This is a genomic window from Nonlabens arenilitoris, assembly GCF_002954765.1.
Classification (GTDB): Bacteria; Bacteroidota; Bacteroidia; order Flavobacteriales; family Flavobacteriaceae; genus Nonlabens; species Nonlabens arenilitoris.
In genome coordinates, this window is the sequence record NZ_MTPW01000001.1 from 2080899 (window position 1) to 2102107 (window position 21209).

General features: G+C 35.2%; 24 protein-coding genes. 8 read left to right on the forward strand and 16 right to left on the reverse strand.

Annotation, left to right across the window (positions count from 1 at the left end):
• Window positions 1-81: 81 nt before the first annotated feature.
• Entirely contained in the window at window positions 82-2484 is a 2403-nt protein-coding gene (locus tag BST92_RS09060; protein WP_105071159.1) for a glycoside hydrolase family 31 protein, read from the forward strand.
• Window positions 2485-2527: 43 nt separating this feature from the next.
• Here BST92_RS09060 and BST92_RS09065 read toward each other — a convergent pair whose 3' ends face one another.
• From BST92_RS09065 to BST92_RS09100, 8 genes are all read right to left on the reverse strand, one after another.
• On the reverse strand, window positions 2528-2890 hold the full coding sequence (locus tag BST92_RS09065; protein WP_105071160.1) for a DUF1801 domain-containing protein: 363 nt from the start codon (window positions 2888-2890) through the stop codon (window positions 2528-2530).
• 73 nt (window positions 2891-2963) lie between these two features.
• Window positions 2964-3563, reverse strand: a complete 600-nt coding sequence (locus tag BST92_RS09070; RefSeq protein WP_146105135.1) for a DUF481 domain-containing protein — start codon at window positions 3561-3563, stop codon at window positions 2964-2966.
• 72 nt (window positions 3564-3635) lie between these two features.
• Window positions 3636-4877 carry a peptidase T gene (gene pepT / locus BST92_RS09075; protein WP_105071162.1) on the reverse strand — a complete coding sequence of 414 codons (1242 nt, stop codon included), beginning with the start codon at window positions 4875-4877 and terminating at the stop codon, window positions 3636-3638.
• Entirely contained in the window at window positions 4878-5321 is a 444-nt protein-coding gene (locus tag BST92_RS09080) for a hypothetical protein (protein WP_146105136.1), read from the reverse strand.
• Window positions 5322-5367: 46 nt separating this feature from the next.
• Window positions 5368-6801: a CCA tRNA nucleotidyltransferase gene (locus BST92_RS09085; RefSeq protein WP_105071164.1), complete on the reverse strand. Its 1434-nt coding sequence runs from the start codon at window positions 6799-6801 to the stop codon at window positions 5368-5370.
• A 4-nt stretch (window positions 6802-6805) separates the two neighbouring features.
• Complete coding sequence (locus BST92_RS09090; RefSeq protein WP_105071165.1) at window positions 6806-7456, reverse strand: L-threonylcarbamoyladenylate synthase; 651 nt, start codon at window positions 7454-7456, stop codon at window positions 6806-6808.
• Window positions 7457-7467: 11 nt separating this feature from the next.
• Window positions 7468-7932 carry a polysaccharide pyruvyl transferase family protein gene (locus BST92_RS09095; RefSeq protein WP_105071166.1) on the reverse strand — a complete coding sequence of 155 codons (465 nt, stop codon included), beginning with the start codon at window positions 7930-7932 and terminating at the stop codon, window positions 7468-7470.
• 71 nt (window positions 7933-8003) lie between these two features.
• On the reverse strand, window positions 8004-8357 hold the full coding sequence (locus BST92_RS09100; protein ID WP_105071167.1) for a hypothetical protein: 354 nt from the start codon (window positions 8355-8357) through the stop codon (window positions 8004-8006).
• A 111-nt stretch (window positions 8358-8468) separates the two neighbouring features.
• On the opposite strand from BST92_RS09100, the gene BST92_RS09105 reads away from it, so the two are divergent.
• Both BST92_RS09105 and BST92_RS09110 read left to right on the forward strand, forming a co-directional pair.
• Window positions 8469-9233 carry a lipopolysaccharide kinase InaA family protein gene (locus BST92_RS09105; protein ID WP_105071168.1) on the forward strand — a complete coding sequence of 255 codons (765 nt, stop codon included), beginning with the start codon at window positions 8469-8471 and terminating at the stop codon, window positions 9231-9233.
• A 2-nt stretch (window positions 9234-9235) separates the two neighbouring features.
• A complete protein-coding gene (locus BST92_RS09110) occupies window positions 9236-10105 on the forward strand; it encodes a glycosyl transferase (protein WP_211292467.1) in 870 nt (289 codons plus the stop codon).
• Here the strand turns inward: BST92_RS09110 and BST92_RS09115 are convergent.
• Entirely contained in the window at window positions 10059-10823 is a 765-nt protein-coding gene (locus BST92_RS09115; protein WP_105071169.1) for a glycosyltransferase family 2 protein, read from the reverse strand. The genes BST92_RS09110 and BST92_RS09115 overlap by 47 nt on opposite strands.
• Before the next feature lie 107 nt (window positions 10824-10930).
• Here BST92_RS09115 and BST92_RS09120 point away from each other — a divergent pair, with 107 nt between their 5' ends.
• Window positions 10931-11758 (forward strand): glycosyltransferase family 2 protein, encoded by an 828-nt coding sequence (locus tag BST92_RS09120; protein WP_105071170.1) that lies wholly within the window; start codon window positions 10931-10933, stop codon window positions 11756-11758.
• Window positions 11759-11772: 14 nt separating this feature from the next.
• Here BST92_RS09120 and BST92_RS09125 read toward each other — a convergent pair whose 3' ends face one another.
• Window positions 11773-12837, reverse strand: coding sequence for a glycosyltransferase family 9 protein (locus BST92_RS09125; RefSeq protein WP_105071171.1), 1065 nt, complete (start codon window positions 12835-12837; stop codon window positions 11773-11775).
• Entirely contained in the window at window positions 12837-13652 is an 816-nt protein-coding gene (locus BST92_RS09130) for a 2,3,4,5-tetrahydropyridine-2,6-dicarboxylate N-succinyltransferase (RefSeq protein WP_042290338.1), read from the reverse strand. The genes BST92_RS09125 and BST92_RS09130 overlap by 1 nt, the downstream gene beginning before the upstream one ends.
• 104 nt (window positions 13653-13756) lie before the next feature.
• Between BST92_RS09130 and ruvX the strand changes: the two genes are divergently transcribed.
• From ruvX to BST92_RS09145, 3 genes are read left to right on the forward strand one after another with little or no spacing between them, the layout of a single operon-like run.
• A complete protein-coding gene (gene ruvX, locus BST92_RS09135) occupies window positions 13757-14179 on the forward strand; it encodes a Holliday junction resolvase RuvX (protein ID WP_105071172.1) in 423 nt (140 codons plus the stop codon).
• A 26-nt stretch (window positions 14180-14205) separates the two neighbouring features.
• On the forward strand, window positions 14206-14796 hold the full coding sequence (gene def / locus BST92_RS09140; RefSeq protein ID WP_105071173.1) for a peptide deformylase: 591 nt from the start codon (window positions 14206-14208) through the stop codon (window positions 14794-14796).
• Window positions 14797-14851: 55 nt separating this feature from the next.
• Window positions 14852-15253 (forward strand): DUF5606 family protein, encoded by a 402-nt coding sequence (locus BST92_RS09145; protein ID WP_105071174.1) that lies wholly within the window; start codon window positions 14852-14854, stop codon window positions 15251-15253.
• Window positions 15254-15327: 74 nt separating this feature from the next.
• On the opposite strand, the gene BST92_RS09150 is transcribed toward BST92_RS09145, so the two are convergent.
• Genes BST92_RS09150 through rlmD form a run of 4 tightly spaced genes read right to left on the reverse strand, consistent with a single transcriptional unit; the run spans window position 15328 to window position 19368 of the window.
• Entirely contained in the window at window positions 15328-16032 is a 705-nt protein-coding gene (locus BST92_RS09150; RefSeq protein ID WP_211292468.1) for a DUF6048 family protein, read from the reverse strand.
• Entirely contained in the window at window positions 16004-16522 is a 519-nt protein-coding gene (locus BST92_RS09155) for a DUF6452 family protein (protein ID WP_105071175.1), read from the reverse strand. Before BST92_RS09155 ends, BST92_RS09150 begins: the two co-directional genes overlap by 29 nt.
• Window positions 16509-17942, reverse strand: coding sequence for a TlpA family protein disulfide reductase (locus tag BST92_RS09160; protein ID WP_105071176.1), 1434 nt, complete (start codon window positions 17940-17942; stop codon window positions 16509-16511). Before BST92_RS09160 ends, BST92_RS09155 begins: the two co-directional genes overlap by 14 nt.
• A 7-nt stretch (window positions 17943-17949) precedes the next feature.
• Window positions 17950-19368 (reverse strand): 23S rRNA (uracil(1939)-C(5))-methyltransferase RlmD, encoded by a 1419-nt coding sequence (gene rlmD, locus BST92_RS09165; protein ID WP_105071177.1) that lies wholly within the window; start codon window positions 19366-19368, stop codon window positions 17950-17952.
• A 119-nt stretch (window positions 19369-19487) separates the two neighbouring features.
• On the opposite strand from rlmD, the gene rocD reads away from it, so the two are divergent.
• Window positions 19488-20765, forward strand: coding sequence for an ornithine--oxo-acid transaminase (gene rocD, locus BST92_RS09170; protein WP_105071178.1), 1278 nt, complete (start codon window positions 19488-19490; stop codon window positions 20763-20765).
• Window positions 20766-20836: 71 nt separating this feature from the next.
• Here the strand turns inward: rocD and BST92_RS09175 are convergent, their stop codons facing one another.
• On the reverse strand, window positions 20837-21199 hold the full coding sequence (locus BST92_RS09175; protein ID WP_211292469.1) for a CCC motif membrane protein: 363 nt from the start codon (window positions 21197-21199) through the stop codon (window positions 20837-20839).
• Window positions 21200-21209 lie beyond the last annotated feature (10 nt).

The following is a 21209-nucleotide window of genomic DNA, read 5'->3' on the forward strand; positions in this document are numbered from 1 at the left end:
CTTTTCAACCTTTTTTTATACCTTCAACGGTATGGCCTTATAAAAATGGCATAACATTAAAATATTGAATATCATCATTTTATGATTACAAATACTGAGTTACATAGTCAAGGGAATGTCTTTCCTGGTAAATTAAACCAGTTTGACCAAGTAGTCGACACTTTAACCTTTAACACTGATAACGGTGTGATATTGCGCTTGCAAGTTTTTCGCGACAGCGTTATCAGATTCAAATATGGTACTGGAGGAAAACTGGAGGAAGATTTTTCTTATGCAATTGATGAAGATGGAAATCGCGGTTATAATAAATTAGAGGTTATTGAAAAGGAAAACCATTATGAAATAACAACTTCTAAAATTATATGTAAGATATCAAAGGCTGATTTACGATCACGTATTTTTGATTTAGAAGGTAAAATAGTATGTGAAGATGAACTAGGTTTTCATTATGAAGAAAGTTATCAATACGGTGGTGAGATAGTAAAAATGTCTAAAAAAGCGCAACCTGGTGAGAGCTATTATGGGCTAGGTGATAAACCAGCAGATAATAATATGCGTGCTAAACGATTTGAATTATGGGGAACCGATCAGTACGCTTTTGGAAAACAAACAGATCCACTTTATAAGAACGTACCTTTTTACATAGGGCTACAAAATAAAATTTCTTACGGTATTTTCTTTGACAACACCTTTAGGTCATTTTTTGATTTTGCTCAAGAACGCCATCATGTTACAAGTTTCTGGGCCCAAGGTGGAGTGATGGATTATTATTTTATTTATGGACCAGATGTTAATAGTGTGGTAAGTGGTTATACAGAATTAACTGGTAAACCAGAGTTGCCTCCTTTATGGGCTCTAGGTTATCATCAATGTAAATGGAGTTATTATCCAGAGAGCAATGTAAGAGAAGTGGCTGCAAAATTTCGTGAATTACAAATTCCGTGTGACGCGATTTACTTAGATATTGATTATATGGATGGTTTCCGTTGCTTTACATGGGATGAGGAAAAATTCCCTAATCCTACTCAAATGATAAGTGATTTGCGAGAAGATGGCTTTAAAACGATTGCAATTATAGATCCTGGTATTAAAGTAGATCCTGAATATAGTGTGTATCAAGAAGCGATGGAAAAAGATTATTTTTGTAAACGTGCAGATGGTCCATATATGAAGGGAAAAGTATGGCCAGGGCAATGTTATTTTCCAGATTATACTAATCCAAAAGTACGAACTTGGTGGGCAGATTTATTTAAAGGTTTAATTGCAGATAATGGGCTTGCTGGTGTCTGGAATGATATGAATGAACCAGCAGTTATGGAAGTTCCTAATAAGACGTTCCCTGATGATGTGCGACACGATTTTGATGGCCACCCATGTTCTCATAGAAAAGCGCATAATATTTATGGAATGCAAATGGCACGTGCCACTTATGAAGGTGTGAAGAAATTTATTTACCCTAAGAGACCATTTGTAATTACTAGGTCTGCATATTCAGGTACGCAACGTTATACTAGTAGCTGGTTTGGAGATAATGTGGCTACTTGGGAACATCTAAGTATTGCAAATATTCAAGCACAACGTATGTCACTTTCAGGAATGTCATTTGCCGGATCAGATATTGGTGGCTTTGCTGAGCAGCCTACGGGCGAGCTATTTGCCAGATGGATAGCCTTAGGTGTTTTTCATCCTTTTTGTCGAGTGCATTCTAGCGGTGATCATGGTGATCAAGAGCCGTGGACATTTGATGAAAATGTTACAAACATCACACGTAAGTTTGTTGAGTTACGTTATAAGTTATTGCCATATCTATACACTACTTTCTGGCAGTATGTTGAGGAAGGAACACCTATGTTAAAGTCTCTAGTTGTATATGATCAAGAAGACGCGCAAACACATTATCGTAATGATGAGTTTATGTATGGTGATAAATTCTTAGTTTGTCCAGTCCTTGAACCTAATGCTAAAGGTCGTCGAATGTACATTCCACGTGGAGAATGGTATAACTTCTGGACTAGAGAAACGATAATAGGTGGAAAGGAAGCATGGGTAGATGCAGATATTGATGAAATCCCATTGTTTGTTAAAGCTGGTTCGATTATTCCTAGGTATCCAGTGATGCAATATGTAGGTGAAAAAGTAATAGAATTTCTTACACTAGATGTTTATTGTGCGATAGGGAAAGATAAATCTGTTGTTTATGAGGACGCTAGTGATGGTTATGACTATAAAAAAGGACGTTTTAGTCTACGCAACTTATCATTTAATGGTACAGAAAATGAAATAATTATATCTCAATACAAGGATGGTAAATACACTACAGAATATGAGACGTTACGTCTCAACTTTATAGGTCTTCCATTTGAAATTGATTATGTAGAAGTTGATAATTTAAAAATAAGTATGGAAGATCTTAACTACGACCTTAATACACAAACGATGTATGTAAATAAAAACTTTGTTGAATTACATATTGTAGGGAAGTAGGTAGACTACTTGATAAAAAGTGAAAGGTTAAGCATTTATATGCTTAACCTTTTTCATTTTCTATAGTTTCAGAAATATAATTCTCAAGTAATTGTGTGTCAACTGCCTCGTTCTCTTTATAACGTATTTGTCTTAACATTTGCGTTTTGCCAGGTTGTGCATTTATAAGTACGTTTTTATCGTCTTTTAAAAGAGCTCCTTTATGAAACCACACAGCACAATGATTCTTAAAGCCTACCATACCTATTAAGTTTTTGCCTTTTAAGGTATAGCATGGTGCGCCCCATTTTATAGATTCTTCGAGTTCTGTTGTTTGTAGAATTTTGTGAATAGCTTCAAAATGATTTTTCCATTTAGGAAAAAAGGAGATATACTCTTGTGTATTTCCAGCCTTTGGATTTGCCATATAAAATGAAATTATAATGATAATATAAAAAAAAGAGCCGTTAAGCTCCTTTTTTAAATTTAATACTATTCATTTAGAATCTCCATCCAAAATTGACTCCACCACGACCAGTGACAGAAGGTAATTCATAATCTTGTGGATCACTAGCAATGCCTAAATTACGACCAACTCCAAAACCTATGTCAATTAAAAAGCCACTGTCGCTCACCCATTTCCATCCTATACCAACACCAATAGCAGCCTCTGTATAAGACTCAGTCCTATAGCTTCCAGAGCCAAAAAAATCATTTTCATAGTACCCATCGTCAAAAGTGAAAACTTTTACAAATCCTTCGCCATAGAAGCCTTTAGCACCATAATCTTCTTTTGAAAAGAAGTATTGCCTGTAATATGGCGATAAACTAAATGTTTCTATGTATTCAAAATTATCATCGTTATCAAAAATCCCGATATTAAGATCGACACCTACACCAGAATATCGTCCTAATACGTATTCATATCTAGGATTAATACCTAGTCCACCTATGGCTGCGACGACATCTAGACTGACTTCATGTTTTTTAACAGAATTGAAATTTTCCATTCGTTCTTGTGAATCTGTCAGCTCTTCTTGTTGCCCCATAGCAATGCTCAATGTACAAAGTGCAATCGCTGTTAAAATTATTATTTTCATAGTTTAGTTTGTAGTCACTAGATGTAATTATTGAGATAACGTTGCGTCGATATCTAATTTAAAGTTAATCGTTTAACCGTTAGCGTCCATAGCGACTAACTCTGCTATTTTTACTATAACTTCTGTAGCCTTCATCATACTTTCAACAGGCACATACTCATAAGGGCCATGAAAATTATGACCACCTGCAAATATGTTAGGACATGGTAAACCCATATAACTCAATTGAGAGCCGTCTGTTCCACCACGTATAGGTTTTATTAAAGGTTCTATGCCTAATTCGCGCATAGCTTGTTCGGCTAGATCCACAATATGCATTACTGGCTCAACTTTCTCACGCATATTGAAATACTGATCTTTAATTTCAATGGTTACGGCCTCACGATCGTATTGGGCATTTAAATCTGCAACTAATTTATTCATCACCTCTTTACGAGCTTCAAAATGGCCGCGATCATGATCTCTGATAATATATTGTAGTTCTGTTTTTTCAACCGCACCTTTCATATTGTGCAAATGGAAAAACCCTTGGTAATCTTCAGTATGTTCTGGTGTTTCCATTCTAGGAAGAGATTCTATAAACTCTTGCGCGATATACATAGAGTTAATCATCTTTCCTTTAGCATATCCTGGATGTACAATCTTACCATGAAATGTGACTACAGCACCAGCAGCATTAAAGTTCTCATACTCTAATTCACCTATCTGACTTCCATCCATTGTATAAGCCCAATCTGCTCCAAATTTTTTTACATCAAATTTATGTGCGCCACGACCTATTTCTTCATCAGGTGTAAAACCTATTTTAATAGTACCATGTTTTATAGATGGGTTATCTATCATGACCTTCATGGCAGTCATTATTTCTGTAATACCGGCCTTATCATCTGCAGCGAGTAGGGTTGTACCGTCTGTGGTAATGATTGTTTGTCCCTTATATTGATTTAAAGATTCAAAATAGTCTGGTGTTAAAACTAGGTCGCTGCCTTTAAGTGGTATATCACCACCATCATAATCGTGTATGATTTGAGGTTTGATATCTTTTCCTGTAAAATCTGGTGTGCTATCAAAATGTGAAATAAAACCTATAACCGGAACATCATGGTCAACATTAGATGGAAGTGTGGCCATAACATAAGCATTTTCATCAATAGTTACATCACTCATTCCCATGTCAATTAATTCTTGATGAAGCTTACGTGCTAGATCCCATTGCTTTTCAGTACTAGGTGTTGTCTCGCTATTAGGGTCAGATTCTGTATCGATAGTGATGTAGCTGATAAATCTGTCTGTAATTTCTTGTTTATTGATCATTTAATATCTGTAAATAGGTCTGTATAATTGATTAAAGTAACTCTGTCGTCGCAGTTGTTGAAGCGTGTAGTTTGAATTACTGTAGTACGGATTTTGAATGGTAAGACTCGATGGTCTAGATAAAGTACTTTGTTGTTGTTCCTGTTGTTGCTGTCTTTTACGTTCAAAATGAGCAACTACATAGGGTGTGTATTCTTTCTCTTCTAGATCTTGTTTTTCTCTATAAATAGCCATCATGTCTATTCCTTCACGTCCTGGTGTTACAGAGAAAGCTCTAGGATCGTTGCGCAATATTCTACTGTCAAAACTTAGTTTTACCTCAATTTGTGCTTGTGGCAATACATATAAATTGAATTGTTCTAGGTTGCTGTCGTTGTCTATTTGTGAGTTAGCGTTCCAACTTATCAAATACAATATACTGATATATAAAACATTCCTTTTCATAGGTTAAAGATAGCAATTGTGTTCCGCTTTCGCGAAAGCGATACTCTTAAAGTTCTTCTACTTGTTTAAGGCCTAGTTTTATACCTTTTTCAATCATAAAAGCATAGGCTGCATCATGTTCATTAGGAATATCGCCATCGAGGATGGAGTTTTTAATCGCGCTTTTAATCATACCTATCTCTCGACATGGTTGTAAATTAAACGCTTTCATAATTTCTTCTCCACTAACTGGCGGCTGAAAGTTGCGCACATGATCACGTTCTTCAACTTCTATAATTTTATCTCTTACTTTTTGGAAGTTGTTATGGTACTTCTTAAAGCGATATGGATTTTTTGTAGTGATGTCTGCTTCGCATAAAGTCATTAAATCTTCTATGTGATCACCGGCGTCATGCACCAATCTACGTACGGCGCTATCTGTTGCACTTTCATCAATAACGGCTATAGGCCTAGAGGACATGCGCACCATTAACTGAACAAACTTCATTTTATCGTTAAGTGGCATTTTTAAACGTTTGAAAAGATGATATACCATCTTTGCACCTTTAAACTCGTGTCCGTGGAAAGTCCACCCTACTTTTTTACTAAATCTTTTAGTCGGCGCCTTACCTATATCATGTAATAAAGCAGCCCATCGCAACCATAAATTGTCTGTATTGCGAGAGATGTTATCGACTACTTCTAGTGTGTGGTAAAAGTTATCTTTATGCTTTTGACCTTCTACCTCTTCAATACCTTTAAGGGCTGTAAGTTCTGGTAAAAAGTAGGGCAAGAGGCCTGTCTTTTCTAATAAAATAAAGCCATGTGATGGTTCATCACACATCATAATTTTATTTAATTCTGTGATGATGCGTTCATTAGTGATAATTTTAATGCGGCTTGCATTATTCTTTATACTATGAAATGAATCATCGTTAATCCTAAAGTTTAATTGAGCAGCAAATCTAATGGCTCGCATCATGCGCAATGGGTCATCACTATAGGTGACGTCTGGTTCTAATGGAGTTTTAATAATCTTTTTTTCAAGATCTACCATACCGTTAAAAGGGTCTATTAATTCCCCATAGTTATCTGGGTTTAATGAGAACGCCATAGCGTTAATGGTAAAGTCTCTACGGTTTTGATCATCTTCTAGAGTGCCATCTTCTACAATCGGATTGCGACTATCTCTAGTGTAGCTTTCTTTGCGAGCACCTACAAATTCAAGTTCAAAATCATCGGTCTTTACCATGGCGGTACCGTAGGTTTTAAAAACAGATACCTTAGTGCTTTGCGGTAACAATTCTGCTACTTTTTGAGCTAGTTCAATACCGCTGCCTACTGCGACGATGTCTATATCTTGTTTTGCACCACGTTTGAGAAAATAGTCTCTTACAAATCCACCTATTACATATGCGTCAACTTCTATTGCTGCTGCAGCTTCACTTATGGTTTTAAATACTGGATGTGAGATTGCATCTTTAAATTGCAGTTGCTCCATGATATTACTTTCTCAATATTTTCATTGTTCCATCATTAGAGATTTTAATGATGGATGATGGTGGGACATTAGTTTTGGCAAGTGGTAAATCTAAGATGTGATCTATTCTACTTTTTAATTCTTCACTAATGTCTATAAATCCTACTGGAGTTTTTTCACCACTTAAGTTTGCGCTAGTTGAAACTATAGGTTTTCTTAAACCTCTTATAAGTGCACGACATACTGGATCGTTAGTCACTCTAATGGCAAGTGTATTGTCTGTCGCAATTAGATTCTCTGCAACAGCTTTAGGTCTGTCATAGATTATAGTAAGTGGCTTTTTGTTCAATTTTAAAACTTGCCATGCCATCTCTGGCACTTCTTCAATGTAGCGATCTAGCATGTCAAAACTATCTACTAAGATAATTAGTGATTTTGCAGGATCTCTTTCTTTAATTTTATAAAGTTCTTCTACAGCATCATAGTTAGTGGCATCACAGCCTATACCATAAATAGTGTCTGTAGGATAAAGAATGATTTTTCCTTTCTTTAAAGCAGTAACTGCTTCTCTTACATCTTCCATAGGTAAGTCAACTACTTCTTGCTTTTTCTTGCTAGGAGTGCGTCCTCTTACTTGATCTCTTCTATTTTTATCGCGTTCACTGCGTCGTGGCATAATCTACTGTATTATGAGACTTCTAGGTATTCAAAAGCTCTTTTTGCAAAATTACGATTAAGCTCACGACATTCCTCTAACAATCCGTCCTTTATCGTGGCATTCTTTACTTGATCTATCGCGTTATCAAAATCTGTGAATAGAGGATTATATTTAAAATCGTAAAATTTAGAAGAATTAGGAATGACCGCTACTTTTTTTCCTAATAGCATTGACCAGTACATCGCATGGTAACTATCTGTTATAATGTGCTCACTAGAACCTATAAAATTTATAAGTGCATCAAGGTCAACGGTATTGGAGGTGCTAGGGTATTCTTTAAATTTTGATGTTATACTAGGTTGCTGAATTGTCTTCTTATGAAAAATTACACCTATTTCTTGCGTTGTTTCATAAGAATTATCAAATAGTTGGTGTAAGCAACTCACACATGGTAGCCATTCACCAGGCATATTGTAGTCTCTGGTTCCTGCCATGCCAAATTTAGTTACATCAACGTCATAAGATTTTATTTTACCATAGAGACTAGACTTTTTTTCATTATGACCTACACCCCATAAAACTGTTTTTTTCCATGTAGAGCTAGTTCCTGATAAAATTTCATTTGATTAGTAAAGCTTCCTCTATTTAATAGACCACCACCGCCTATAATCAAAGAGTTATTGACCATGTCGTTTATTAACTTAGTTCTGTCTTTTTTATCTGTACGTTTGTACAAGAAAATATCAGAATATTTGTTTTCTAGCTCTTTAAAATATTGATGTGGAGCACAATATAGGTCGCCTACATTAGATGCGTCATAGCGATGTATATTGATGATACCATCGTTTTTCTGATCCATACCTAGAATCTTTTTAAACGTGGCCTTCTTATAATAACTAGATTTTAATTTTTCTATCATTGACGTTTATTGATGTACAAAAATCGGGATTTACTATTTTATGTAGGTCTAGATGTAAAGATAAATGAAAACAAAGGATGTGTATTTATTAACTTCTCGTAGTTTTGGCACATGAAAAGTGTATATCGAGATTCATATCAATATTTAAGACCTTCTATAGAGGACGCAATAACTCGTTTTAACCAGATAGGAAAATCATTACACGATGGGCGTAACGTGGTTAAAGTGATAGATGTAGAAGGTGAATCTCTTAATTTTAAGAGATTTAAAAAGCCTAATACAATCAATAAAATAGTCTATAAATTTTTCAGAAAATCTAAAGCACAACGCTCCTTTGAGTATGCAACTGTTCTTAAAGAAAAGGGCATAGGCACACCAGATCCTGTCGCTTATCTGGAAGAAGAGTCTTTGTTTAACTTTGGTACTAGTTTTTACATTTCAAAACAATTAAATTGTGATTTTACCTATCGCGAGCTTATCAATGATGACTCGATAGAAGATAAAGAACAGATTTTAAAAGAGTTTACTAGGTTTATCTATCATATGCACGAGGCAGGTGTTTACTTCCTAGATAATTCACCAGGAAACACATTAATCACTAAGGTAGATGATCATTATGAATTTGCTTTGGTCGATTTGAACCGCATGAAGTTTTATAACATTCCATGGGATGATCGTCTCAAAAATTTTGAAAGACTGTCGCCACATAAATGGATGTATGAAGTAATGGGGCTAGAGTATGCTACGCTTTCGCGAAAGCGTCCTGAGGACACCATCTCACAAATGTGGAACTACACACAGAATTTTCAAGACGCCTTTCATCGTAAGAAACGATTGAAAAAAAAGTTGAAATCTTTAATTAACGGAAAGAATTAATTATGAAGTTAAACGAAATACCTAAGTCTTTAATATCGTCATTAAAAATGAGGTTTAAAAGTCTTGAAGATTTAAGGAAAAGAGAAGCTGACCAAATACCCGTAATTATAACTCTAACCACTATACCTAGTAGAATAGGTACCTTACACTTAACCATACGTAGTTTATTACTGCAAGATGCGCAACCTGAGAAAATTGTGTTGTGGCTTAATGACGACTTTAAAAATCGGGTGCCTAAAAATTTAAGTAAACTGGTAGGTGATGTATTTGAAATTAGATTCTCTCCTTATCTATTTTCACATCGCAAATTAATCCATAGTCTAGATGCTTTTCCAGATAAAATACTTGTAACTTCTGACGATGATTTAATCTATCCTAGTGAGACATTAGGTAACTTATATCAATCACATTTAAAGCAACAAGGTCAGGTTGTAGCTCACAATTGCCGTGAAATTACTTATGAGAATGGTGTTGCACTACCATATTTAAAATGGCCTTTTACAAGAAAGCCATTAAGAAATGAGCTGTTGTTAATGCCAGTAGGTGCATTTCTAGTATTATATCCACCAGGTATTTTAAGTAAGGATGCGACAAATATTGAATTATTCACAAAAATATCGCCGCGCAGTGATGATTTATGGTTTAAAACGATGACCATTCTTAATCACAAGAAATCTGTAGCATCAATTATTCCTGCACCAGAGCCTATACCTATTTGGGGAACGCAAAAAGTCGCTTTAAAAAAGACTAATAATAATTTAGATCAAAAACGTGTTCAATGGGAACAGATTGAAGCGTATTATGGCAATGAGTTATTAGATATTATTAATCCAGACCGCGACGATAAAGCCATAACTTTACATAACGCATAAAAATACCATAGCTTCTTAAGTAGGCGATAGAGAACCCTACAAAGCCATCTAAAAACCCTAGTTGTACAAAATAATGTTTTGTAAAACCCCACATGGGCTTAATAACCATATGAAAAGCGGTAATCTTACCTACCTTTTTGTCAAAATCACGGGCTTGTAAACCAGCATATCGCTGCAGCTTATCCACGTGATGATCGATACTGATGTATTTGTAGTGTAATAGTTTATTTTCTAGCCAGCCTACTTTACCATCAGCTTCAATTTCTGAATGTACGTGCTTGTCTACATATTTACATTTAGATTTTTTGAAAAGACGTATAACACGATCATTTTTCCATCCACTATGGCGTATCTGTTTACCCATAAAGAAGTTGCGACGCTTCATCCAGTAGCCTACTTCTTCACGATCATCTATAGTTTCTAGTAGCGTCAGTATTTCTTCTCTTAATGCAGGTGTTACTCGCTCATCTGCATCTACTAATAGAATCCACTCATGCTTTGCCTGTGGTATAGCCCAGTTTTTTTGAGAAGCACTATGCACATACTCTCTAGTCAATAACTTTGTAATATAGGGTTGTGCTAGTTCTATAGTGTTATCAGTGCTATTACTGTCCACTAGAATGACTTCATCACAAAAGTCAACGCTTTTTAAAACTTCAACAATATTATGTGCCTCATTGTATGCAGGTACTATAGCAGATAATGAAACTTTAGACATATGGCAAGTAGATTCTGGGGTTTAATCTGAGCAAAAATAAACTTGTAATTCATATAACCGCTTATGAATCACTAAATTTGTCGAAATTTACAGTATTATTCTTTTTTATGATAGAAAATCCGTCTATATCTGTTGTCATTAGTACATATAACTCAGTAGAATGGTTAGAGAAGACCTTGTGGAGTTATGAGCATCAAATTTTTAGAGAATTTGAAATTGTAATTGCAGATGATGGAAGTGGTCAAGAGACAAAAGACTTTATTGATAATTATAGAACCATTTCTTCAAAACCTATTATACACGTCTGGCACGAGGATAATGGTTTTCAAAAAAGTGAGATTCTTAATAAGGCATTGATGGCCTGTACTTCTTCATATGTAGTTATGACTGATGGCGATTGTATTGCAAGAGAAGATTTTTTACAGATCCATTATGAGCGCCGTTCGCCAGGATATTTTTTATCGGGTGGATATTATAAATTACCATTAGACTTATCGCAATCCATTACTAAAGAAGATATTGCAACACAAAAATGTTTTGATTTGAAATGGTTGAAGAAGCACGGATTACCTTCTTCTTATAAAAATCAAAAGCTCACTTCTGGGTTTGTACAGGCAGGTGTTATGGAACGATTAACGCCTACTAATGCTAGCTGGAATGGTCATAACTCTAGCGGCTGGTTAAAGGATTTAAAAGCTGTTAATGGTTTTGATGAGCGTATGCAATATGGAGGACAAGATCGCGAGCTGGGAGAACGATTATTTAATCATGGTATTAAATCTAAACAGATTAGATATAGTGCTATATGTCTTCATTTAGATCATGCACGTGGTTATAAAAACCAAGAATCAATTGACAAAAATCTAGCAATAAGAAAAGCAACACGTAATGAAAAGAAAGACTTTACACCTTATGGAATTGTAAAAGATTCTTAAATGCTGTAGCTCTTTTAATAATTTTCTTCTACAAACGTTTTTAGTTGATCAGTCATTAATTCTGGTTGAAACTTTTGATATAGCTCTTGCGCGTGTTTTTTAAAAGCGCTCGCTTTTTTTGTACCATAAAGTTCTGGCTTTACTTCTTTAAGATGAACAGTGATATGTTTTTTCCCGTCTTCGCCAGCGTTCCATGAACGTTTGTTGATCCAAGGACTAAATATTGAAAAACTAGATATGTCCAGTGCTTTTCCCATATTGATAGCACCACCTTCATTACCTATAACAGTAGTACAATGGTAAAGAACTTTTATATAATCGCGTAAACTAGGAGTAATAGCCTTTATAAAAATGTGTTTTTGCGTTTCAGGTAGACAGGCATCATATATTTTATACGCTTCATCTTTTTGTGATGGTAGGTAGTTGAAAAGCATTTGACTACTCGTCATTTGTACTAAATGGTCTACTATCTGTGCCATATACGATAATGGTAAAGTCTTATCCTTACTAGAACCTAATGCACTCACCATAGTGATAGGTAAGTTCAAATCAAGTCCGTTTTCTGACAACCATTTTTTGCCATCCAGCTTTTCAGTATCGGTAAGATAGATTTTAGGTAGTAAATTCCATTTTACTTCATTTGTCAATGGTGTTGTAAGTAGCATACGACTACCTAGGGATAATCCTGTTTTATAAATTGCAGGATCAGGACTATTTTTGATAGCAGTTGTATAAGTCCATGGTGCAAACCACTTTTTATATCCTATTCTTTGAACAGCGCCTACTAGTCTAGATAGTAATGCACTGTTATTTTTTCCATAGGCATCAATGGAAATAGAATAGTTGTTTTTTTTGAGCTTCCGCGCAAGCGTGATAATACCTCTCCAGCTATCAAACTCATTGTTATCTACACAGATAAATTTATCAATAGCTGTGTTACCTTCTACAACAGCAAGAGCTGTTTTAGAAATAAGATAATGAATTTGAGCGTCTGGATAAATGATTTTTAACTGCTCTGCGATGATGGTACTGGTCAGTACATCACCTATCATTTTATATTGAATGAGCAGTATATTCACTATACTGCAACATTATACTCACGCAATGCGTCGTTCAAGGAAGTCTTTTTATTAGTACTTTCTTTGCGTTTACCTATGATTAAAGCACATGGTACATTATAAGTTCCAGAAGGAAACTCTTTTGCATAACTACCAGGAATCACTACAGATCTTTCAGGGACACGACCTTTCATTTCGACAGGCTCATCTCCGGTAACATCGATAATCTTTGTACTCATTGTAAGTACAACGTTTGCACCTAGTACGGCTTCTTTTTCTACATGCACTCCTTCTACAACGATGCATCTAGATCCTATAAACGCGCCATCTTCTATAATTACTGGTGCGGCTTGTAAAGGCTCTAAAACACCACCGATACCTACGCCACCACTTAAGTGCACGTTTTTACCTATTTGTGCACAGCTACCTACTGTTGCCCAAGTATCAACCATAGTGCCTTCATCAACATATGCACCTATATTGATATAACTAGGCATCATTATCACACCTTTTGAAATATAAGCACCATGTCTAGCAACGGCATGTGGTACAACACGTATTCCTTTATCTGCATATCCAGTTTTAAGCGGAATTTTATCGTGAAATTCTAATGGGCCACATTCAATAGTCTCCATTTTCTGTATAGGGAAATAAAGGACTACTGCTTTTTTAATCCATTCGTTTACGACCCATCCATCGTCAGTAGGTTCTGCTACTCGCAAGGTACCGCGATCTAGCATTTCTACTACTTCTCTAATAGCAGATTGTGTCACTGCATTTTCTAGCTGGGAACGATCATCCCATGCTGCTTCTATAACGTTTTGTAATTGATCCAAAGCTTATGATTTTTTACAAATATAAATGGAAACATTTATAGGTTTTCATGCCTTGGCTCGATTTTAGTAACTAGTTCACAAATAACCTTATTTTTGCAGTCCTTATGAGTAGAATACTGGCTATAGATTATGGTAAAAAACGAACTGGCATCGCGGTAACAGATCCTATGCAAATTATTGCCTCTGGTCTGACTACTGTTGCCACGCACGAGTTGTTTGCTTTTCTAGAAAGGTATTTAAAATCAGAGGATGTAGAGACCATCGTTATAGGTGAACCTAAACAGATGGATTATACAGATAGTGAGCTGGGCAGTGTTATTCACGCTTTCGCGAAAGCGTTACAAGAAAAATATCCTCATATAATTATTGAAAGAGTGGATGAACGGTTTACTTCAAAAATGGCATTTCAAACCATGATAGATAGTGGATTAAGTAAGTCTAAACGTAGAAATAAGGCGCTAGTAGATGAAATAGCAGCTACTATCATATTGCAAACATTTATGGACAAGAAAAGTCCTTTTAATTAAGAATAAAAATTAATCATTCAGAACACATGATTTATCCTATAGTCGCTTATGGCGATCCAGTATTAAGAAAAGTAGCAAAGGATATCACACCTGACTATCCTAATCTAGATAAGGTTCTAGAAAATATGTGGGAAACCATGTATGGTGCAAGTGGAGTAGGGCTAGCGGCGCCACAGGTAGGGATGCCTATTCGTATTTTTTTAGTAGATACATCACCTTTTGGCGATGATCCAGATCTTACTCCAGAAGAACAAAAGCAGTTAGGTTCTTTTAAAAAGGCTTTTATCAACGCACATATTGTCGAAGAAAATGGCGAAGAATGGGCTTTTAATGAAGGTTGTCTAAGTATTCCTAACGTTAGGGAAGATGTTTTTAGACCAGAAGAGGTGACCATTAGATATTGTGATGAGAATTTTAGGGAAGTGACAGAAACTTATACTGGATTAATGGCTAGAGTGATACAACATGAATATGATCATATTGAAGGGATTTTATTCACGGATAAAATATCTTCTCTAAAAAAGCGATTAATAAAAGGGAAACTTGCTAATATTTCTAAAGGAAAAGTGAGTATCGATTACCGCATGCGATTTCCAGAAGTGAAAGGAAGAAAATAATCACCATTTTAAAGTTGAGGTTTAATATATTTGCCGTCCTCAGAAAAAGAAGAATATGAGTTTAGAAAACATTTTATCAGTTACGGGTAAGCCAGGTTTATATCAATTAAAGACTAAGACACGTAATGGTTTTGTAGTCGAATCATTAATCGATAAAAAAACAGCTATTATAGGAATCAATCATAACGTGAGTGTTCTTAAAGATATCTCTATTTACACTTATGAGACTGAAGTGCCTCTTAAGGAAGTGTTTCAAAAGATTGCCGAAAAAGAAAATCAAGGTCCTTCTATTAACCATAAGGTAAGTAAGAATGAGCTGCAATCATATTTTAGTGAAGTATTACCAAATTATGATGAAGACCGTGTCTATGCTAGTGATATTAAAAAGGTAGTACAGTGGTATAACCTGCTTCAGTCTAATGATCTATTGTCTTCTTTAAGTCAGGAAGAAGAGTAGATTAGTAAAACTACAATAAAACTTAAAAAGCCTTTCTGGAAAGAAAGGCTTTTATATTTGTGATGGATTAAGTATCACTTCTTAAAAAACGGGATGCGATACATAATTCCATAGGTATAACCGACACCTATTTCACCAGTATCATAAGTTTTTCCAAATCCAGGAACGTATAAATTGTCAAAATTTTCAGGCGTTTTTTCTGTGATCATTCTCTTTAATTGCATATTTGCAACCATGTACAGATTAGGTAATACTTCAACTTTAATACCTAATTGAATTTCTAACCAAAGAGCTGTTAACCCTTTAAACTCTCTATTCACAGCATTAGTAAATACAGGGAAATAGCTATTATCTTGAGCATAATCATACCTTAACAAGTTCTGTGAGAAATTTGCCGCGCCCAGTCGCGCACCAAAGTAAATCATGTTATCCATATCTAACCAGTTTTGGTAAAGGTTATAATCGATACCAGCTTTAAAATAAGAACCACTAGTTTTAAAATCTATTCTATCAGAATTGCGATCTAGGTTTTCATTACCTATTTCGCCAGCGATATATAATCTGTCCTTAATTCTATAGTCTCCTAAGATTTGAAATCCATTATATTCTGGATCAATTCCAGTACGTATTAAACTGGCCGCATCTATTCCTACTCGCAATCCATAAGTGCGTTTATATTGTACACTATCAATGGCAGTTGATTCTTGCGTTTGCGATAACGCTATAAAACCTATGAGTAGAAATAATATATTAGTGACGTATCTCAATGTGTATATCATTATTTGATGTTACTTCTGGTGTAACTACTTGTATATTAATAATCCATTCCTCGCCTGCAGGCTCTGGTAGTTTAATAGCGCTTAATTCATTATAAACTACTTTAAAGCCGCATGCTCGATTGATATAAATTTCATCTAGGTTATAATTAAAATCTATGCTGTCTATATTAGTACCGTCATCATCGTCTAAGAAAAATTCATAGCTAGTATTATTACTATCAGTTCTTAAAGGTATGGCTATAGAGTCAACAGCGGTAAGTAATGTTGAGCCTTCACTATTTAAAGGGGCAAACCCTGTAAAACCTATCTCTCGTATTTGTAATTGCTCTACTGTCTTAGATTCGTCTGGATTACCTATGTCTGTAAATTTTATAATCAAACGTGGTGTCACGCTTAAAGAAGGATCACATAAATCATCTTTTTCACAGCTGGATGTACCAGCTATTAAAAGGATAATACTTAGTATAAAAGGATATTTATATTTCTTCATTAATTAGTCCTGTAAGAATCTCTGACGTTTTGGCATAACTAGGTCTGTGGATATAGTCTGATAAAACAATTTCTCCGTTTTTATTTATAATCGTGTAAGTAGGAAAACCTTCTAGATTTATTTGTTTAAAAATAGGTCTAGATTGATCTTCAGTTAAAAAGTAATGTTTACCAGCAATTTTAAATTTAGCTATGGATGGCACATATCCAGCCTCTTTACTTTGATGGCATAAATACACAAATTCAACGTCATCCTTAAATTTTTCATGTAGTTTTGGAGAGGCATTTTTAAACTCACTCTTACATGGTCCACACCATGTTGCCCAATTATCGATATAGATCACTTTACCATTAGCGTTTTCTATAATTTCATCTATGAATTGAGTAGCATCTTCAGATTTAAAAGTTAAAAGCTCTGCATCTGCAGGTATTTCTGGGTTATTAAGTAGTTTTTTTACGTCGTCATATTTCTTTGATACAGTGGTGTAAATAGGAGTGCCATTGAATACCTGATCAATTTTATTTCTATAGTTTTCATAAAAAGTGATTTTGTTATCTTCTAACATATTCATCACTTTACTTTGTAAAATTTTCTTTTTAAGATAATCATTGTTTTCTAGTAATAACAAGTGATTCATAAAAGCTTCTTCTCTTGACTCGGTTGTGTTTTCTAAGGCATCTACTTCCCATACATAACCTAGGTAATTAGCAACCATCGCTGGGTTATTGGTATTAAGGTCATATTCTTTCTTGTACTTAGGTAAGTTGTTAAAGGTAATTGTAAATGTACTATCCTTTAATGCAACAGCTCCTTGCGGACTGTAAAGAGCATAAGCGAGTTTTTTTGCGGGTACTAAAAATGCCTCTTCAGACTTTACATAATCTTGTAAAACTTGCTGATCATGGTTAGCTAGAAAATTCTTATTATAAGATTGTACCTCGGTAAATATACTGTCTAGTAATAAAGCATAATCTTGTGGAGATAAGATTTCTTCTGATTCTAGTAATTTCTCTGTCGGATTGTTGTCTTTATAAGCAGTAAGTGCTGTGTTAACATCGCCACCTTTTCCATTGTAAGTTACATTTTCAAACCTAGCATCTGTTGTAATGAATATAGAATCACCAGGACTAGTCAACAATTGCACTCCATAATCTCCATATATAGATATGCTCATTGTTCTATCCACTGGTAGTGTAGATGTAAAGCTACCATCTGGTGCTACCTCAATATCAATTTTATCATAGTCTGCTTTGGATTCATTATATAAATAAGCAATAAGTTTTTCTGGCACAGCTATAGATTCTACAGCAGTTATCCTACCAGATACTTGAGCTTCCTTAGTAGTAGAATCGTTTATCTGGTTGTCATTACAAGCCATTAAACCCACCATGATAAAAGCGATAAAGAGAATTTTATTCATGTGACTATTATTTGATTTTTTCTAAAAGTACAACACTTTCTACGTGATGCGTTTGTGGGAACATGTCTACTGGCTGATATTTTACAACCTTATACTGTTCTTTTAATAACGCTAGATCTCTAGCTTGTGTTGCGCTATTACAACTTACATAAACAATACGTGGTGCTGCAAGTGCTAGTAATTGTGCTACGACATCTTTATGCATTCCATCGCGTGGTGGATCTGTGATTACTACATCTGGTGAGCCATGTTCTGTAATGAAATCAGCGGTAAAAACATCTCTCATATCACCAGCAAAGAAGGTGGTATTATCAATATTATTATGTGCTGCATTTGCCTTTGCGTCTTCAATTGCGACAGGCACAGACTCAATTCCTACTACATGTTTGGCTTCTTTTGCCACAAACTGTGCAATAGTACCAGTACCGGTATATAAATCATACACTAATTCATCACCAGATAATCCTGCAAAATCGCGAGTGATTTTATACAGCTCATATGCCTGTTGTGAGTTAGTCTGGTAGAAAGATTTTGCATTAATCTTAAACTGTAATCCTTCCATCTCTTCAAATATATGATCACGTCCGTGATAGCATATCACATCTTGATCATAAATGGTATCGTTTGCCTTTTCGTTAATTATATATTGTAACGATTTGATCTGTGGGAAAGTAGTTTTCAAGTGTTCTAACAGACCGATTCTAGCTTTTTCATCTTCTTTAAAGAACTGTATGACAACCATGATTTCTCCTGTCGATGACATACGCAGCATTAAGGTTCTTAAAACTCCAGTTTTCTCTCTAGGGTTAAAGTATTCTATATGTTCCGCTTCCGCGAAAGCGTGAACACTCAATCTAATTTGCTCTCCTATGGCAGGATGTAAATGACATTCATCTAGGTGCAATATTTTATCCCACATTCCAGGTATATGAAAGCCAAGAGCTTTTTTATCCTCTATTTGAATATCACTCTGGATTTCTTCTAAGGTCAACCACCTGCTGGCTGAAAAGCTGAATTCCATTTTATTGCGATAGTAATACTGATTTACAGATCCTGCAATAGGAGTGACCTCGGGCAGGTCTAGATGGCCTATTCTCGTAAGGTTTTCAACAACTTCTTTTTGTTTAAAAAATAGCTGGCTATCATAACTCATGTGTTGCCACTTACAACCACCACAAGTTCCAAAATGTTTGCAAACTGGATTTGTACGTCGATCTGATAAGGTATGAAAAGCAGTGGCTTCTCCTTCATAAAAAGTTTTTCTCTTTTTAAAAGTTTTGATGTCTACAACATCTCCAGGTACTGCGTTTTTTAAAAATATAACGGCGCCATCCTCAGTTTTGGCTACGCTTTTACCTTTTGCTCCAGCGTCTACGACAGGAACATTTTCAAAGGTTTTATTGGCTCGATTTCTTCTTTTTGACATGTGTCCAAATTTAAGAGAATAGACTGAGGTGGAACTCATAATTTCTATAAAATTTAAGCATTAGCCTCATGTCTTGGACAGCTGTTTTTGTAAATTGCGACCTAGATAAAAAATACATTATGAGTACAGCGACTAAAAAAGGAAGTCAACATTATATAGATCTTGAAGATGCGCATGGAGCACACAACTATCATCCACTACCAGTAGTGCTTGAAAGAGGTGATGGTGTATATGTATGGGATGTAGAAGGTAAACGTTATTATGACTTTCTAAGTGCTTACTCTGCAGTAAATCAAGGACATTGTCATCCTTCTATTGTGAATGCTATGAGCCAGCAAGCACAAACACTAACCCTAACATCTCGTGCTTTTCATAACGATAAGCTAGGTGTTTATGAAAAATACATGACTGAGTATTTTGGCTTTGATAAAGTCCTGCCAATGAATACTGGAGCTGAAGCGGTTGAGACTGCTATTAAAATTGCTCGTAAATGGGCTTATGAGAAAAAAGGTGTTGCAGAGCATGAGGCTAAAATTATCGTTGCTGAGAATAATTTCCACGGTCGCACCACTACTATTATATCTTTTTCTAATGATGAAGTAGCTCGCAAAAACTTTGGTCCTTATACACCAGGTTTTATTAAGATTCCTTATGATGATACGGCTGCATTAGAAAAAGCGTTACAAGAAGATAATGTAGCAGGTTTTCTAGTAGAACCTATACAAGGTGAAGCTGGTGTTTACACTCCAGATGATGATTACATGAGAGCATCACAAGAGCTTTGTGAAAAGTATAATGCACTTTTTATTGCAGATGAGATCCAAACGGGTATAGCAAGAACTGGTGCTTTACTAGCTGTGTGTGGTAAATGTGATTGTGCTGGTCATTGTGAAAAGCAACAAGCTACTTATGCTCAACCTGATGTTTTAATTTTGGGTAAAGCGTTGTCTGGTGGAGCTTATCCAGTAAGTGCTGTATTAGCAAATAATGAAATAATGAACGTTATTAAACCTGGACAGCATGGAAGTACTTTTGGTGGTAATCCAGTTGCAGCGGTTGTTGGTATGGCTGCACTTGATGTAGTAAAGGATGAAAAGCTAGCTCAAAATGCTAGAGAACTAGGAAATTATTTTAGAGCTCGTATAAATGAGTATATAGAAACTACTGATACTGTGACATTAGTGAGAGGTCGTGGTTTGCTTAATGCAATTGTAATTAATGATACTGAAGAAGGTGATACGGCATGGAATATCTGTCTAAAATTGCGTGATAATGGTTTGCTGGCAAAACCTACACATGGTAACATTATTAGATTTGCACCACCACTAGTAATGACAAAAGAACAACTTGATGCATGTATTGATATCATCATCAAAACACTGAAGAGTTTTGAATAAAATATATTAGTTAAATAAAAAAGGCTCACAATTGCGAGCCTTTTTTATTTAAAAAGAAATTGGCCATAGTATTATCTACATCCTGCTTCTTCCATAGCATCATATAATGGAGCTAGTTGCTCTTCAGTCACGCCTGGATTATTTAAAGCAAATTCTAGATACCACTCATAAAATTCACACTGGTTGAAATAAAACCAAATGATAAATGCGAGTCCGATAAGTGAAATCACTAGTGATACTATCGCTAATGTTTTTGCTGTTTTCATAGCCTTTCCGTTACTATAAAGTTCAGGATCTGCGTTGTACTTAGCAAGTTCTTTATTTGCTAGAACTAGTGCTATGATAGCTGCAATGGTTCCTATTCCATAGAAACAACAACATAAGAAACCAACAACCGAAAGGATGTAAATGGCAGTGGTGTTTAATTTTTGCATGATTTGAATT